Source organism: Mycetohabitans sp. B3, assembly GCF_021498065.1.
GTDB lineage: Bacteria > Pseudomonadota > Gammaproteobacteria > Burkholderiales > Burkholderiaceae > Mycetohabitans.
Genome location: NZ_JAHLKN010000002.1, coordinates 1 through 16,762 on the forward strand (window position 1 = coordinate 1; position 16,762 = coordinate 16,762).

14 protein-coding genes and 3 pseudogenes are annotated in these 16,762 nt (G+C 60.0%); all 17 read left to right on the forward strand.

Features of this window, described 5'->3' with window-relative positions; translation table 11 throughout:
• Positions 1 to 187 (forward strand): annotated as a pseudogene (locus KQH55_RS00265) (two-component system response regulator); the annotation flags it as partial.
• A gap of 1,115 nt (positions 188 to 1,302) precedes the next feature.
• Positions 1,303 to 2,051, forward strand: a pseudogene (locus KQH55_RS16635) (hypothetical protein); the annotation flags it as partial.
• 53 nt (positions 2,052 to 2,104) lie between these two features.
• Positions 2,105 to 2,800: pseudogene (locus KQH55_RS00280) on the forward strand (ABC transporter ATP-binding protein).
• 323 nt (positions 2,801 to 3,123) lie between these two features.
• Positions 3,124 to 5,133: a tRNA uridine-5-carboxymethylaminomethyl(34) synthesis enzyme MnmG gene (gene mnmG / locus KQH55_RS00285; RefSeq protein ID WP_235089966.1), complete on the forward strand. Its 2,010-nt coding sequence runs from the start codon at positions 3,124 to 3,126 to the stop codon at positions 5,131 to 5,133.
• Positions 5,130 to 5,840 carry a 16S rRNA (guanine(527)-N(7))-methyltransferase RsmG gene (rsmG, locus tag KQH55_RS00290; RefSeq protein WP_076796739.1) on the forward strand — a complete coding sequence of 237 codons (711 nt, stop codon included), beginning with the start codon at positions 5,130 to 5,132 and terminating at the stop codon, positions 5,838 to 5,840. Before mnmG ends, rsmG begins: the two co-directional genes overlap by 4 nt.
• Before the next feature lie 68 nt (positions 5,841 to 5,908).
• The gene (locus tag KQH55_RS00295) at positions 5,909 to 6,679 is read left to right on the forward strand and encodes a ParA family protein (protein ID WP_076787542.1); all 771 of its coding nucleotides are present in this window, start codon (positions 5,909 to 5,911) and stop codon (positions 6,677 to 6,679) included.
• Positions 6,680 to 6,748: 69 nt separating this feature from the next.
• Entirely contained in the window at positions 6,749 to 7,639 is an 891-nt protein-coding gene (locus tag KQH55_RS00300) for a ParB/RepB/Spo0J family partition protein (RefSeq protein ID WP_076787544.1), read from the forward strand.
• Between the two features lie 104 nt (positions 7,640 to 7,743).
• Positions 7,744 to 8,853, forward strand: a complete 1,110-nt coding sequence (locus KQH55_RS00305) for an SLC13 family permease (protein WP_076787546.1) — start codon at positions 7,744 to 7,746, stop codon at positions 8,851 to 8,853.
• A gap of 220 nt (positions 8,854 to 9,073) precedes the next feature.
• On the forward strand, positions 9,074 to 9,613 hold the full coding sequence (locus KQH55_RS00310; RefSeq protein WP_076785862.1) for an ATP synthase subunit I: 540 nt from the start codon (positions 9,074 to 9,076) through the stop codon (positions 9,611 to 9,613).
• Between the two features lie 51 nt (positions 9,614 to 9,664).
• Positions 9,665 to 10,513, forward strand: a complete 849-nt coding sequence (gene atpB / locus KQH55_RS00315) for a F0F1 ATP synthase subunit A (RefSeq protein ID WP_076796740.1) — start codon at positions 9,665 to 9,667, stop codon at positions 10,511 to 10,513.
• Positions 10,514 to 10,574: 61 nt separating this feature from the next.
• Positions 10,575 to 10,844 (forward strand): F0F1 ATP synthase subunit C, encoded by a 270-nt coding sequence (gene atpE / locus KQH55_RS00320; protein WP_041752938.1) that lies wholly within the window; start codon positions 10,575 to 10,577, stop codon positions 10,842 to 10,844.
• Positions 10,845 to 10,965: 121 nt separating this feature from the next.
• Positions 10,966 to 11,436: a F0F1 ATP synthase subunit B gene (locus KQH55_RS00325; protein WP_076785864.1), complete on the forward strand. Its 471-nt coding sequence runs from the start codon at positions 10,966 to 10,968 to the stop codon at positions 11,434 to 11,436.
• Between the two features lie 2 nt (positions 11,437 to 11,438).
• Positions 11,439 to 11,987, forward strand: a complete 549-nt coding sequence (locus tag KQH55_RS00330; protein WP_076796741.1) for a F0F1 ATP synthase subunit delta — start codon at positions 11,439 to 11,441, stop codon at positions 11,985 to 11,987.
• Between the two features lie 66 nt (positions 11,988 to 12,053).
• Positions 12,054 to 13,595 carry a F0F1 ATP synthase subunit alpha gene (atpA, locus tag KQH55_RS00335; RefSeq protein WP_076785866.1) on the forward strand — a complete coding sequence of 514 codons (1,542 nt, stop codon included), beginning with the start codon at positions 12,054 to 12,056 and terminating at the stop codon, positions 13,593 to 13,595.
• 79 nt (positions 13,596 to 13,674) lie between these two features.
• Positions 13,675 to 14,559 carry a F0F1 ATP synthase subunit gamma gene (gene atpG / locus KQH55_RS00340; protein WP_076796742.1) on the forward strand — a complete coding sequence of 295 codons (885 nt, stop codon included), beginning with the start codon at positions 13,675 to 13,677 and terminating at the stop codon, positions 14,557 to 14,559.
• Positions 14,560 to 14,630: 71 nt separating this feature from the next.
• Positions 14,631 to 16,022 carry a F0F1 ATP synthase subunit beta gene (atpD, locus tag KQH55_RS00345; RefSeq protein WP_076785868.1) on the forward strand — a complete coding sequence of 464 codons (1,392 nt, stop codon included), beginning with the start codon at positions 14,631 to 14,633 and terminating at the stop codon, positions 16,020 to 16,022.
• 105 nt (positions 16,023 to 16,127) lie between these two features.
• The gene (locus KQH55_RS00350; RefSeq protein ID WP_041752940.1) at positions 16,128 to 16,553 is read left to right on the forward strand and encodes a F0F1 ATP synthase subunit epsilon; all 426 of its coding nucleotides are present in this window, start codon (positions 16,128 to 16,130) and stop codon (positions 16,551 to 16,553) included.
• The last annotated feature ends 209 nt before the right edge of the window (positions 16,554 to 16,762 follow it).

A 16,762-nucleotide genomic window follows, 5' to 3' on the forward strand; every position in this document is an offset into this window, starting at 1 on the left:
TCAGTCGCGTCACGGCGACGCACCCATTTTGCTGCTCACGGGCAAGCTGGTGACAGGCGAGGCGAACGAGGATGAGGTGGCGCGGGTTATTCAGCAATACGACGTGAAACCCTTTGAAAAGCCGGCGCGACTGAATTGGGTGGCCGTGGAACTGGCGCGTCGGCTCAAGGTGGGGGGCCATCCATAACAAACGAGCCGCTGCGCAACAAACAGTGCCGGGGGAAAACCGCTTGCCGTGCAACACGGCAAGCGGCAGCGACGCCGCACGGAAATGGCGCGGCGATGAATTCGACCCGCACCTGGGGCACGGTTCCATTCATGCACTGATCGGACCCAACGGCACCGGCAAGACCACTTGTTTCAACGCTAACCCAATTTCGCTGGAAAGGGTGCATGGGAGCTTGCCTGTGCACGCCGCCCATCGCGGGCGACAGAGGGCACAGAGGACGTCTGCGTGGCTGTACCGTGCGTTGCGACTGCAACAGCGGTGTGGCGTATCACGGCGATGCAATGGGGGCACCTATTTCGAGCGTCATGCACCACTAGGGTAAATGCTAGTTGTTACTGGGGAAGTGATTGTTTAATCTTCAAACCGTTCGACGCACCGCATTGCAGGTGGAGAATGAGGAGACAAGTGGCGTAAAGCGCCCAAAAACGAAAGCGCTGTTGGATAAGTGTCCAACAGCGCTTTTTATTTGCACCGTCTATTAATATTTATTAGACAATTGCGCGGTCGCCGATTGTATGTCAGCCACGATTCAAGAGGCCGTGTCACGCGGTGTGACTGTTGCGTGTGCCGGGCGCGGTCACCATCATGATGACTGTTACGATCGTGCCCGGACTGCGCCTACCCTGCGCCGGCGGCCGCACCTGTCGTCACGATCGCGCTTGCCGCAGCCGCGCTGCACTGCCGCACTCGCTATGCAAAATTACATAACCGGCCGGTTGGGTATAGCGAGCCTGACGTGGACCAACTCGATTGTTTGATGCGCGGCAGCGGCGTGCGGGCGAAGCCGGTGTACGTTCGATCACTGTGCACGATGCGGTATTAGCGTAACGGGCGTATGGAGAATCGCGAAATGGAGGAAAGCGTGAGATCTGTTCGACTTAAAGGCGTGCACCGATTCGCCGTCTTTTCTGCGTCGTCGACGGACGATGCAATGTATGCGCAACATGCCCATTCGCCTGCTGAGTGTCGGGGAAACGACGCGCGGTTTTTCCGAAATAATATTAATAATTTAAATAAATAGCCAATCAACGGCATATGCGCGCGCATACGGAGCCGCGACTTTGCCGCTATAGGCCTATGCGACTGCGTTCCTGGCTATCCGCTATGGGATCTCGCCATGGATCGGCTTGGTGGCGGCGTCGCCATCACGGCGCTGGCCGCGCTGGCGATCGGCGCCCTCATGATGCGGATGTCCGGGCACTTCCTGCCGCTGAGTACGATTGCTTGGGGCCTTTCGCTGTTCTGCCTGCTCGGCAATATGGAATTGCTGGTCAAGTACGACGGGATCAACGGTATCCCGGCGCTCGAGTTGTTCGGTTGGATACTGGATAGTGGCCGCAGCATCTACTACCTGATTTGGCGACCATCTGCATGGAACGACCGGCGTATGGCGCAGTATCACGAAAATTGAAACGCGCGGACGAGATGCGCTTGCGGGGTGAAGCGGCGATGCATATCAAGCGCGTGGGGCTGAAGAAGCAGATGTATGACGAAGCTGGCAGCCTCGCCCTGGCCAAAAACGGATTTTGAAAATTGCCGGCGCGTTGTGCTACAACCTAATGCGGCTGCTGGACGAGCCGGCAGCCGGGCTTGCAATATCAGAAAAAAACAGTAGTTTGCCGAGTTATTGCGTCGCCTCAAGACTGAAGACGTGAGCGTGTTACTGGTCGAGCACGGCATGGATTGCGTGATGAACTTGACCGACCATTGGGTCATCATGGAATTCGGGACGAAGATCGCAGTGGGATTGCCCAGCGAAGTGCAAGCGGACCCCGTAGTGCTCGAAGCGTATTTGGGGATAGAGTCCGAAGGCCACCGGTAACAATCCGGATAAAACCATCCTCGACGTGTCGCATTTGACGTGCACTATGCAAGATCGACGCGCTGCGCGATACGTACATCAAGGTGGGCGCGGGGCAGAACGTTACGGTCATCGGGCGGATGGCGCGGGCAAGTCCACGTTGCTAACGCGATCATGGGATCGTTGCCAAAAACGGGCCACGCTCAGGGCTTGATTCGCTACCTGGGCGAAGACGTCAACGGCATCGAGGTGGAGCGCCGCGTTGCGCGTAGCACGTGTTTGGTGCTGGAAAAGCGCGAGTTGTTTGTGTTGATGACGGACGAGGGTAACCTGTTGCTTGTGCCTATCGACGCAAGCGTGCCGGAGACGCCACTACCTGGATCAGACCGAGCCGGTTTTCAGCTTGTTCTTCCGGCTCAAGGAGCGGCGCAAGCAAGCCGCGGGCACGCTGTCCGGCGGGGGAGCGACAAATGTTGGCAGTGAGCCCGCGCGTTGATGGGCAAGCCCGATCTGTTGATGCTCGACGAGCCTAGCCTAGGATTGGCGCCGCTGATCACGAAGGAGTCTTGCATATCATCGCGAACCTGCGCAGGACCGGCGTGGCGACGTTGTTGATTGAGCAGAACGTGCACGCCGCGTTGCAGACGCCCGACTACGACTACATGATAGAGACTGGCGACTTGGTGTGGGAAGGCCCTGCGGTATCGCGTGCGTTGAATCCACGCATGATTGCGACCTACTTGGACCCTGCCAAGGAGACCGCAGCGTAGCGTTTCTTCGCGACCGGCTTCGCGGCTAGGGCCGGTGCGGTGGGGACGCAGAGAAGGGGATACGGGCTAACAAGGTCGCCGGAGTCGTCCGGTGGCTTTGTCGTTTTCGGCGCAAACCCTTGGGGCGCAATGCTGTGGGCATCCAGTCAGCGCCGCTTCGCCCAGGGTGGGGCGATAATTCATAGTTGTTTCACGTGAAACACGACGCTTTTTTCACGCATAGGTCGTGCGGGTTAATTCACTAGCGTGGCTGAGCCGCTATAATTCGCTGATTCCCTTATCTCTTTGCAGGGGCGCGCACGGTTGTTCGGCGCGTCATCATCATGCTTTACCCCACCGAATTTGATGTCATTGTGGTTGGCGGCGGACATGCCGGCACCGAAGCCGCGCTTGCTTCCGCCCGGATGGGCGCGAAGACGTTGCTGCTGACCCATAACATCGAGACGCTTGGCCAGATGAGTTGCAATCCCTCGATTGGGGGTATTGGGAAAGGACATCTGGTTAAGGAGGTCGATGCTTTAGGTGGAGCAATGGCGGCTGCCACCGATGAAGCCGGAATCCAATTCCGTATTCTCAATTCGTCCAAAGGCCCCGCCGTTCGAGCGACTCGCGCACAAGCCGACCGTATCTTGTACAAGGCGGCGATTCGACGCCGTTTGGAAAGTCAACCGAACCTGTGGTTGTTCCAGCAATCCGTCGACGACTTGATTATCGAAGGCGACTGTGTAGCAGGTGCTGTCACGCAGGTCGGCATTCGCTTCCGTTCTCGTGCGGTTGTCTTGACCGCGGGCACCTTTCTGGACGGCAAAATCCATGTCGGCCTGAACAACTATACGGGCGGTCGCGCCGGCGATCCGGCCGCGGTGTCGCTGTCAGCGCGCCTGAAGGAACTGAAGCTACCACAGGGACGATTGAAGACCGGCACACCGCCCCGGATCGATGGCCGATCCATCGATTTCTCGAAGCTGGAAGAGCAGCCGGGTGATTTGGATCCAATCCCGGTATTCTCGTTTCTAGGTCGCGTCGATCAGCACCCGCGGCAAGTGCCGTGCTGGGTGACGCATACGAACGCGCGGACGCACGAGATCATCCGTAATGGTCTGGATCGCTCACCGATGTACGCTGGCGTGATCGAAGGTGTAGGCCCCCGCTATTGCCCCTCGATCGAGGACAAAATTCATCGATTTGCCACCAAGGACTCCCATCAAATTTTTTTGGAGCCGGAAGGGCTGACGACGAACGAGTTCTATCCGAATGGTGTCTCGACCAGCTTGCCGTTCGACGTGCAACTGGACCTGATTCGTTCGATGAAAGGTCTCGAGCACGCTCATATCCTGCGACCGGGCTATGCAATCGAATATGATTATTTCGATCCGCGGGCACTGAAGGCATCGCTGGAGACGAAGGCGATCACAGGATTGTTTTTTGCCGGACAAATTAACGGAACGACCGGGTATGAAGAAGCCGCCGCTCAGGGGCTACTGGCGGGCATCAATGCAGGGCGCTTTGTGCAACAGCGCGATGCATGGGTGCCCCGTCGCGACCAGGCGTACTTGGGTGTGCTCGTCGACGATCTTGTGACGCGGGGCGTCTCCGAGCCTTACCGCATGTTCACCAGCCGGGCTGAATACCGGTTGAGCCTGCGCGAAGACAACGCCGATATGCGGCTGACGGAAATCGGCCGGGAATTGGGTGTCGTCGACGACACGCGGTGGGAGGCATTCTCGCGTAAACGCGATGCTGTTTCACGTGAAACAGCCCGTTTGAAGTCGATATGGGTCAATCCTAAGACGTTGCCACAGGAGGACGCGATTGCGTTGCTGGGCAAGCCGATCGACCATGAATACAGCCTGGCGGATTTGTTGCGTCGTCCTGGAGTAGGCTACGACGGCTTGATGGCACTGCAGGCCAGCCGCTATGCGCCACCCGACGTATTGGTCGACGATCCGGGGCTACTCGAGCAGGTCAAGTACCAGATCGAGATCGGGATCAAGTATCAAGGCTATATCGAGCGACAAGCAGGCGAAATCGAGCGAAACGAAGCGCATGAGAACACCCGGCTGCCGGCGAACTTGGATTACGCGCAGGTCCGCGGGTTGTCGTTCGAGGTCCGCCAAAAGCTGAATCATCATCGTCCTGAAACTATCGGCCAAGCCTCACGGATTTCCGGCGTGACACCCGCGGCCATTTCGCTGTTGATGGTTCATCTGAAGAAAGGTCTGGGTCGCTCGACACCGAAAAAAAGCGCGGTGGCGGCGAATACCCCTCTCACTGAATCGGAAGCCGTCGATGCCACAACGGGCGCTTCCTCCACTCGGTCTACCGCGCAATGATCCGTACCGGGAATGGAGCAGTTCGCAACACGCCCGAAGACTTCGCGGCGCAACGGCCCGAGCTTGAGCGATTGTTGCGTAGTGGTGCCACTGAGCTGGGCGTTCCGCTGTCGGAAGGGCAGATCGGCGGATTGTTGGACTATGTCGGCTTGTTGGCGAAATGGAATGCGGTCTACAACCTGACGGCGATCCGCGAGCCGCGCCAAATGGTGATCCAGCACCTGCTCGATTCGCTGGCGATCGTGCCGCATATCGCGTCCCGTTCGCCAGCGTCGTTGCTTGATGTCGGTTCGGGCGGTGGTCTGCCTGGGATCGTGATCGCGCTCGCTATGCCGTTCTGCGACGTAGTGACCAACGATATCGTGCACAAGAAAACCGCATTTCAGCAGCAAGCCAAGGGATGCTTGCGCTTGCCGAACCTGTCTATCGTGACCGGCCGCGTGCAGACGTTGCGTGCTGAGACTGACGTACCGGGTCGATTCAATGCGATCGTATCGCGCGCGTTCGCGGAGTTGGCCGATTTTGTTACGCTCGCTCGGCATTTGGTCACGCCAGGCGGCGCGTTGTGGGCCATGAAGGGCGTTCGTCCGGATGAGGAGATCGCTCGGTTGCCGGCCGGCGCGATAGTGCGCCAGGTCATTCGTCTGACTGTTCCGTCGCTCGATGCCGAGCGTCATCTTGTTGAAATAGCTGTGGAGCCTGAATGAGCGATGCTGACAACACCCTGGCCGAGTCGCGCGTGGTGAACGCGACCAGTCCCGCAGGCCAGCAAGCCGTGGCCAAAATCTTTTGTATCGCGAACCAGAAGGGCGGAGTTGGCAAGACTACGACGTCGGTTAACCTCGCCGCGAGCCTGGTGATGCAGGGACAGCGCGTGTTGCTGATCGATCTCGATCCACAAGGCAACGCGACGATGGGCAGTGGCGTGGACAAGGCCAATTGCGATAACACTGTCTATGAGGTACTGGTCGACGGCGTGGCGATCGCCGATGCCTGCACCCGCGCGCCGACGTCGGGATACGACGTGTTACCGGCAAATCGTGAGCTTGCGGGCGCCGAAGTCGAACTCGTGAGCGCGCCGCAACGCGAGCGACGACTCAAGGACGCGCTAGCTAAGGTCGCCGATGCTTACGACTTCGTGCTGATCGACTGCCCGCCGGCATTATCGTTGCTGACTCTGAATGGTTTGTGCGCAGCACATGGTGTAATCATCCCGATGCAGTGCGAGTACTTCGCGCTCGAGGGATTGTCCGACCTGGTCAATACCATCAAGCAGATTCACGCGAACCTGAATCGCGAGTTGACCGTGATTGGCCTGCTGCGGGTCATGTTCGATCCACGAATCACGCTGCAACAGCAGGTATCAGACCAATTGAAGCAGCATTTTGGCGACAAGGTATTCAATGCGGTGATTCCGCGCAATGTCCGGTTGGCCGAGGCGCCTAGCTATGGGATGCCGGGCATCGTATTCGATGGTGCGTCACGGGGCGCCCAGGCATACCTGCAATTCGGTGCAGAAATGATTGAGCGCGTGCGTGCGCTATAGGGCCTGTTTGCGCATGGACAGGTCGGGTGAAACAGGCGTCGCGGCGAAGCCGTGTCGTGAGGGACGATGATGAACGCAGCAGCAGTCAAGAAGAAGGGATTGGGCCGGGGCCTCGATGCACTGCTTGGGGGCAGTGCCGACATTACCGAGGCCGTCAAGCAGCAGGGCTTGCCGAGCGTGCTGCCGCTGGACCGGCTGCAACCCGGCAAATACCAGCCGCGCACGCAGATGGACGAAGGTGCATTACAGGAGCTTGCTGCGAGCATCCGCGCGCAGGGGTTGATGCAGCCAATTCTGGTGCGACCGGTGGCGGCGCAGCGCTACGAGATCATTGCCGGGGAGCGGCGCTTTCGCGCGGCACGGCTCGCTGGCCTCGACGAGGTGCCGGTGCTGGTCAAGCAGGTCGCGGACGAAGCGGCGGCCGCGATGGCGCTGATCGAGAATATTCAGCGCGAGGATCTTAATCCGCTCGAGGAGGCGCAGGGCATCCAGCGACTGCTCGACGAATTCAAGTTCACGCACGAGCAAGCAGCCGAGTCGCTCGGACGTTCGCGTAGCGCGGTGTCGAACCTGCTGCGGCTGCTCAATCTGGCACAGCCGGTTCAGACCATGCTGCTGGCGGGCGATCTCGACATGGGACATGCCCGGGCACTGTTGGCAGTGGATGGTGCGACTCAGATTACGTTGGCGAACCAGGTGGTCAACCACCGATTGTCGGTCCGTGAAACGGAGAAGCTGGTTGCGGCCACCGCCAAGGAGACACCGCCATCGGCCAAGCGGGCGAGCCAGGAGCGCAGCCGTGACATCATGCGGCTCGAAGAGGAGGTGTCTGACCTGGTCGCGGCCACGGTCAGGATTAAGATGGGCCGACGTGGCCGTGGGCAGCTGACAATCGACTTTGGCAGCCTCGATGCATTGGATGGCATCCTGGCACGCCTGCGTCGCGACGCGACTGCGTGAAGCTGCCTCACCAGGAGTCGTCGCGCCTCGTGCAACGCGAGCAGGGCGCTGGTTCCGCGCAGCCCGACGCTGTGCTACGCAGCACGGGCGCCGCCTATCGCCGGATCCGTCGCGTCATCGTGGCAGTGCGTCGCGGGTTTGCTAAGGAGCCCATACTGACGACGCTGGTCGCTGCGTTCGTACTATTGCAGTGCGTTCACCCGCAGCCCTGGCGCACCATGCCGGCCCAAGTCGACTGGCAAACCGTGATGACGCTGGCCGGTCTGCTGATGCTGGCCAAAGCGGTCGAATATTCAGGATTTCTGACATGGGCGTCGCATCGCCTGGTGCGTCGTATCCATAGTGAACGTGGCCTCGCGTTGTGGCTCGTGCTGCTCGCCGCCGGCTTGTCAACGCTGCTCACCAATGACGTTGCGTTATTTGTGGTTGTTCCTTTGATGCTGTCGCTGCATGCGCTCGTGCCGCTGCCCGTCGGCCGCCTGGTGGTCCTCGTGGCTTTGGCGGTCAATGCCGGCTCCATCCTGACGCCGTTCGGCAATCCGCAGAACCTGTTCCTGTGGCAGCGCAGCGGCGAGTCGTTCCTCGCGTTCATCGTCGCGCTTGCGCCGCTGTGCGCCGCGCTGATGGCCGTGCTGGTGGCATTGACGCTGGTGACCTGCCGCTCGCGGCCATTGGTCCTGTCGCGTGATCCATTGCCGGGCATGCTTGATTGGCCGTTGTTCTGCGCCGCCGCGGTCTCGTTTGCCGGCTTCGTGGCGCTGGCCGACGCACATCATGCCGGAATCGGTCTTGCGTTGGTGGCACTGGGCTTGGGGGCGTGGCGGCGCGACATCGTGATGCGCATCGACTGGCTGTTGCTACTGATCTTCGTGCTGATGTTCGTCGTGCTGCGCAGTGCCGCGTCGTTGCCGACCGTGCACCAGCTGCTAGCGGGCGCTGATCTCACGCGGCCGGGGCCAGCTTACCTTGCCGGCGCACTGGTGTCGCAGCTCGTTAGCAATGTGCCGGCTGCGATCATGCTCGCCGAGTTCTCGCAGAATTGGCGCGCGCTCGCATTCGGCGTCAGCGTTGGCGGCTTTGGCATCGCGATCGGTTCGCTGGCGAACCTCGTTGCGATGCGTTTGGTCGGTGCGCATGGCTGCTGGTGGCGCTTTCACGCGATTTCGCTGCCATTTTACGTGCTTGCGTTGCTGTTGGGCGGAGTATTGTTATAGCGCAGGCATGCCCCATGACGCCTGTCCGCGTTAGCGTGCAGTAAGGAAAAACCTGCGGCAAACGATGCAGTGCATCGCTGCACGCCAGGCCGGATGCGCGTGTGCCGGCGGCAATAAAGCCTTGAATACGCTGCAACAATCGCTTACAATCGCCCGGATTTATCAGCTTGCCTACCCTGAAAGGCGCGCGTAAGCGTGGTGGGGCTGCAGAGGATTTGTGATGACAACCGGCGTACCGGAAAACGAGCGTGATCCGGCCGTTGCGTCGGGTTCGACGCCATCGCCTTGCAAGCCATCAAACCGGCCCGCCACTGCGCGCAACGATCGGGACGACGAGCTGGAAGATAACGACATCGTTCCGCTCACCCGGGGCGAAGCCGAACGTATGTTCGGGCCGCAGGTGAGCCGTCCATCGCGTGTCACGCCGACAAAGGTCGTGGCAGCGCAAATGGTTGTATCCCTGGCAGCGGCGCTCGCGTGGTGGCTGTTTTCAAAGTCGCCGGGTCATGCTGCGCTGTCCGCGGTGTTGGGCGGGGCGATATGCTGGGTGCCGAGTGCGTTGTTCGCGGCACGCCTGAGGAGAAAGGGCAGCACCGAGAGCATTCTTGCCTGGGTGCTGGGCGAGGCGGTCAAGATCGCATCGACGGTCGCGATGTTTGTTGCGACCGCGATGCTGTATCGGAACGTCCACTGGCTGGCGCTGCTTGTCACCTACCTCATTGCGCTGAAAACGTACTGGCTCGCGCTGGCATGGCGCTGAGCGGTGCGGTACCCGACGAAGCAGGTTTTCGATTTATTGGATTGACACGTCATGGCCGCTAGCGCAGGAACGCATCTGGATCCGTCCGAGTATATCCAGCACCACTTACAGAATTTCGCGACGAAGCACCAGACTTCGATCGTTGACTTTTCGATCATCAACCTCGACACGTTGTTCTGGTCGATTGCGATGGGATTTGTCACGATCGTGATATTGGCGATGGCTGCGCGCGCCGCGACACCAGGTGTTCCGGGCCGTTTCCAATGCGCGATCGAAATGCTGGTCGAGATGGTCGAGGACCAGTCCAAGGCAATCGTCCATGGCAATCGTCGCTTTATCGCCCCGCTGGCGTTGACCGTGTTTGTCTGGGTTGCGTTGATGAATTCGCTGGACTTTATTCCGGTCGACCTGCCGGGCCGCATCATCGAATGGATCGGCCTGTCGAACACGATTTCACATCATCGGCTCGTGCCGACCGCCGACTTGAACGGCACGCTGGGTATCGCGCTCGGCGTGCTCGTGCTGATGTTGTATTACAACGTGAAGATCAAGGGGCCCGGCGGTTTTGTACGTGAGCTAGTGTCGGCGCCATTCGGCTCGAACCCGTTGCTTTGGTTGCCGAACCTGTTGCTTAACCTCATCGAGTTTCTCGCGAAGACCGTTTCGCTCGGCATGCGGTTGTTTGGGAACATGTACGCAGGCGAACTGCTGTTCTTGCTGATCGCGCTGCTAGGCAGTATCTGGAGCTTTGGTGCGGACACCACGGTGCTCGGCTTTGTCGGTCACGTGCTGGCTGGCAGCATCTGGGCGATTTTCCACATCCTGATCGTGCTGTTACAAGCCTTCATTTTCATGATGCTGACGTTGGTTTACCTCGGCCAGGCACATGACGCCCACTAAAGCGCCCCCGGCCTAACAAGTTCAGATTTTCAGTTCTCAAGTCTTTTAAAAAGGAGTGATCATGCAAGCTTTCATCGCCAACATCCAAGGTCTGACCGCCATCGGTATCGGCATCATCATTGGCCTGGGTGCGATCGGTGCCTGCCTCGGTATCGCGTTGATGGGTGGCAAGTACATCGAAGCGTGCGCGCGCCAGCCGGAATTGATGAACCCGCTGCAGACCAAAATGTTCCTGCTTGCAGGTCTGATCGACGCGGCGTTCCTGATCGGTGTCGGTGTGGCCATGCTGTTTGCGTTTGCGAACCCACTGCTGTCCAAGCTCGCTGGCTAAGGTTTTCGGTTACCACGCGCCGCATGATGCGCGGCGTATTGAAGAAACGGGCGCGAGCTTCGCTAGATCCTGCGAACGCGCCCGCTTTCCATTCCGGCAAAGCTATCGTTAAGGAAACACCGTGAATCTGAACGCAACTTTGATTGCGCAAATGGTCGTGTTCCTGGTCCTCGCGTGGTTCACGATGAAGTTCGTGTGGCCACCGCTGATCAGCGCGCTCGACGAACGTGCGAAGAAGATCGCCGATGGGCTGGCCGCCGCCGACAAGGGCAAGACGGAACTTGAGGCGGCACACAAGCGGATCGACCAGGAGTTGGCGAATGCGCGCAACGAAGGGCAGCAGCGCATCGCGGAGGCGGAAAAGCGCGCGCAGCTCATGGCCGACGAGGTCAAACGCAACGCCCAAGCTGAAGCGGCGCGGATCATCGCGCAAGCGAAGGCCGAAGCCGAGCAACAAGTGGTCAAGGTCCGCGACGCGTTGCGCGGCGATGTAGCCGCATTGGCGGTCAAGGGTGCTGAGCAGATCTTAAGGCGCGAAATCGACCAGAACGCGCACGCCGAACTGCTGAACCAACTGAAAGCCGAGCTCTGATCATGGCCGAACTAGCAACCATCGCCCGTCCGTACGCCGAGGCGCTGTTTGGCGTAGCGTCGACCGATCGAGCCGCCGATCTGGCCGCCTGGTCTGCACTGGTGCAGGAGTTGGCGCAGGTTGCGCGTCTTCCCGAGGTGCTGTCGATTGTATCGAGCCCGAAGGTGGGCCGCCAGCAAGTCGTCGACGTGCTACTTGCCGCGCTGAAGTCGCCGGCAAAGGACTCGTCTGCCGCGAAGAACTTTGTGCAGTTGCTGGTGGAAAACCACCGGGTTCAGTTGCTGCCCGAAATCGCTGCCCAGTTCGATGCATTGAAGAATGCACACGAAGGTGCGGCCGACGTGACCATCGAGAGTGCGTTTGCGCTGGACGGGCAGTCGCTTGCCGATCTGGTCGCGGCGCTTGAGCGCAAGTTCCAGCGCAAGCTGAAGCCGGCGGTAAAGCTCGAGCCTGCACTGATCGGCGGCGTGCGGGTGACGGTCGGTGACGAAGTGCTCGATACCTCGGTCCGCGCGCGGCTCGCGGCGATGCAAACGGCGTTGACCGCATAACCGAATTGCGATCCGCCAGCGTCAAGCCAACGCGACGCGCAACAGAATTGAACATCAGGAGCGATTATGCAACTCAACCCCTCTGAAATCAGCGAGCTGATCAAGAGCCGGATCCAGGGACTGGAGGCCGACGCTGACGTCCGCAATCAGGGAACTGTGGTCTCCGTGACCGACGGTATCGTCCGCATCCACGGTCTGTCGGATGTGATGCAAGGCGAAATGCTGGAGTTTCCGGGCAACACGTTCGGCTTGGCGCTGAATCTGGAGCGCGACTCGGTCGGCGCGGTGATTCTCGGTGAATTCGAGCACATCTGCGAAGGCGACACGGTCAAGACGACGGGCCGCATCCTTGAGGTGCCGGTCGGTCCGGAACTGATCGGCCGCGTCGTCGATGCGCTGGGCAACCCAATCGATGGCAAGGGTCCGATCAACGCGAAGACCACCGATGCGATCGAAAAGATCGCGCCGGGCGTGATCTGGCGTAAGTCGGTGTCCGAGCCGGTGCAGACCGGCTTAAAGTCGATCGATTCGATGGTGCCCATCGGCCGTGGCCAGCGCGAGCTGATCATCGGCGACCGCCAGACCGGCAAGACCGCCGTGGCCGTTGACGCGATCATCAACCAAAAGGGCAAGAACCTGACGTGTATTTACGTCGCGATCGGCCAGAAAGCGTCGTCGATCATGAACGTCGTGCGCAAGCTCGAAGAGCATGGCGCGATGGACTACACAATCGTCGTGGCCGCCTCGGCATCCGACTCCGCCGCGATGCAATTCATCGCGCCGTACGCCGGCTGCACGATGGGCGAATACTTCCGCGATCGCGGCCAGGACGCGCTGATTATCTATGATGACCTGACCAAGCAAGCGTGGGCGTACCGCCAGATCTCGCTCCTGCTGCGTCGTCCGCCAGGCCGCGAAGCGTATCCTGGCGACGTGTTCTATCTGCACTCGCGTCTGCTTGAGCGGGCGGCCCGCGTGTCCGAAGAATATGTCGAGAAGTTGACGAACGGCGAAGTGAAGGGCAAGAGCGGCTCGCTGACCGCGCTGCCGGTGATCGAGACGCAGGCCGGTGACGTGACTGCGTTCGTGCCGACCAACGTCATCTCGATTACCGACGGCCAGATCTTCTTGGAAACCGATTTGTTCAATGCCGGTATTCGTCCCGCGATCAACGCCGGTATCTCGGTGTCACGCGTTGGTGGCGCGGCACAGACGAAGGTGATCAAGAAGCTGTCCGGCGGCATCCGTACTGACTTGGCACAGTACCGCGAGCTTGCGGCGTTCGCACAGTTTGCATCGGACCTGGACGAAGCGACCCGTAAGCAACTCGAGCGTGGCCGTCGCGTGACGGAACTGCTCAAGCAGCCGCAGTATCAGCCGCTACAGGTTTGGGAGCTGGCGGTCGCGCTGTTCGCCGCGAACAACGGCTACCTAGACGACCTGGAAGTGAAGCACGTGCTGCCGTTCGAAAAGGGCCTGGGCGAGTTTCTAAAAACCAGTCATGCCGCGCTGATTAAGCGTATCGAAGACAACAAGGACTTAGCGAAGGACGATGAAGCTGCGTTGCATGCGGCGATCAAGGACTTCAAAAAGTCCGGCGCTTACTGATCTCGGGAATGCGGACAGAATGCGGCCTGCATCGTGCGCCGTCACGACGGGCCGCGCCGCTTCGGACAAGGAGTAAGCAATGGCTGGCATGAAGGAAATCCGCGGCAAGATCAAGAGCGTGCAGAACACGCGCAAGATCACCAAGGCGATGGAAATGGTGGCCGCGTCGAAGATGCGACGCGCGCAGGAACGCATGCGGGCGGCTCGTCCGTACGCCGACAAGGTTCGCGATATTGCCGCGCATATGAGCGAGGCGAATCCGGAGTATCGTCATCCGTTCATGGTGAAGAACGTCAGCGCGAAGACGGCGGGCGTCATCGTGGTGACCACCGACAAGGGCTTGTGCGGCGGCATGAACACGAACGTGCTGCGTGCGCTGGTGCAGAAGTTCAAGGACCTCGACGCACAGGGTATCAAGACCGAGTCAACCGCAATCGGCGGCAAGGGCCTTGCCTTTTTGAACCGCTTCGGCGGCAAGGTCGTGTCGCAGGTCACGCATCTGGGTGATACCCCGCATTTGGAGAAGTTGATCGGCGCGATCAAGGTCCAGCTCGACCGGTATTCGCAAGGCGAGTTGTCGGCGGTGTACCTGGCTTACACACGTTTCGTCAATACGATGAAGCAGGAGCCGGTGATCGAGCAACTGCTGCCGTTGACCGACGAACGTTTCGATAAACGCGCAGAGGAGGGCCCGACGCCGAAGTCGTCGTGGGACTACCTCTACGAGCCCGATGCGCAGGCGGTGGTCGATGACCTGCTGGTGCGCTATGTGGAAGCGCTGGTGTACCAAGCTGTGGCCGAAAACATGGCGTCCGAGCAATCGGCACGGATGGTGGCGATGAAGGCGGCATCCGACAACGCGAAGACGGTGATCAACGACCTGCAGCTCGTCTACAACAAGAGCCGTCAGGCAGCGATCACGAAGGAACTGTCGGAGATCGTCGGCGGTGCGGCGGCGGTCTGAGCCACGCCTGGACAAAGCTCGGAACCACGCGCTGCGCGCGGGGAAAGAATCAAGTATCTAAAGGAAATGCGATGAGTACTACTGCTTTGGTAGAAGGCAAGATCGTACAGTGCATCGGCGCCGTTATCGACGTGGAGTTCCCGCGCGAGCAGATGCCGAAGATCTACGACGCACTGATTCTGGAAGGCAGCGATCTGACGCTCGAAGTCCAGCAGCAACTCGGCGACGGCGTCGTGCGTACGATCTGTTTGGGATCGTCCGAAGGCTTGCGCCGTGGGCTGACGGTAAAGAACACGGGCAACCCGATTACCGTGCCAGTCGGCACGCCGACGCTCGGCCGGATTATGGACGTGCTCGGCCGGCCGATCGATGAAGCGGGCCCGATCTCGCACGAGAACACGCGCTCGATCCATCAGAAGGCCCCGGCATTCGACGAACTGTCGCCATCGACGGAGCTGCTTGAAACGGGCATCAAGGTGATCGACCTGATTTGCCCGTTCGCAAAGGGCGGGAAGGTGGGTCTGTTCGGCGGCGCCGGCGTGGGCAAGACTGTGAACATGATGGAGTTAATCAACAACATCGCGAAGGAGCACGGCGGTTACTCCGTGTTTGCCGGTGTCGGTGAGCGGACCCGCGAAGGGAACGACTTCTATCATGAAATGAAGGACTCGAACGTCCTGGACAAGGTTGCGCTAGTGTACGGCCAGATGAACGAGCCGCCGGGCAACCGTCTGCGCGTGGCGTTGACGGGTCTGACGATGGCCGAGCACTTCCGTGACGAAGGCCGTGACGTGCTGTTCTTCGTCGACAACATCTACCGGTTTACGCTGGCGGGTACGGAAGTGTCGGCGCTGCTGGGCCGGATGCCATCCGCGGTGGGCTACCAGCCGACGCTCGCCGAGGAAATGGGCAAGCTGCAAGAGCGCATCACATCGACGAAGGCCGGCTCGATTACGTCGGTGCAGGCCGTGTATGTTCCAGCGGATGACTTGACCGATCCGTCGCCGGCGACCACGTTCGGCCACTTGGATGCCACCGTCGTGTTGTCGCGTGACATCGCGTCGCTCGGTATCTACCCGGCGGTCGACCCGCTCGATTCGACGTCGCGCCAGATTGACCCGAACGTGATTGGCGAGGAGCACTACAAGATCACGCGCAGCGTACAGCAGACGCTGCAACGCTTCAAGGAACTGCGCGACATCATCGCGATTCTCGGGATGGACGAACTGTCGCCGGAAGACAAGCTCACGGTGGCTCGTGCGCGTAAGATCCAGCGCTTCTTGTCACAGCCGTTCCACGTGGCAGAAGTGTTCACGGGCTCGCCTGGCAAATACGTGCCACTGAAGGAAACGATCCGCGGCTTCAAGATGATCGTCGATGGCGAATGCGATCATCTGCCGGAGCAGGCGTTCTATATGGTGGGTACGATCGACGAAGCCTTCGAGAAGGCAAAGAAGATCTAATCGGTCGGGTGTTCGTAGCGGGGAGGCGTCCTCTTGTTGAGGGCGCCGGGATAGTCAAAACTGACCGTTCTCACCCCAGCGATTCACGCTCAACCAGGAGTCGATATGGCAACCATCAAAGTAGACGTCGTCAGCGCCGAGGAAAGTATTTTCTCGGGACACGCGAGATTCGTCGCGCTGCCGGGCGAAGCGGGTGAACTGGGTATTTTGCCCGGTCACACGCCACTCATCACGCGTATCCGCCCGGGCTCTGTGCGTATCGAGGACGAGAATGGCGACGAGCAGTTCGTGTTCGTTGCCGGCGGCATCCTCGAAGTGCAGCCCGGCGCGGTGACGGTGCTCGCGGACACCGCGATCCGTGGCGCGGAACTGGACGAGGCAAAGGCCGAGCAGGCGCGCAAGCGTGCCGAAGAGGCCTTGCAAAACACCGACTCGAACCTCGAGTACGCTACGGCGCAAGCCGAGCTGGCCTATGCCACTGCTCAACTTGCGGCCATCGCGCAACTGCGTCGTCGTCGCGGACAGCATTGACCCAGACGTAGCTGCGGCAAGCGCGCGGCCACGCCAGTCTGAACGGACCCACATCGAACGATGTGGGTTTTTTTTCGCCTTTTTGAGCGTTGCAGTTGCGCCCGGGTTTCAATCGATGTCCAATGAGATATTGCACGGTCACAATCCGATTGAAAGTTTCCCAATACGTCAACGTTCCCCTGAACGAATCAGAGGATAAAACCGGAGAC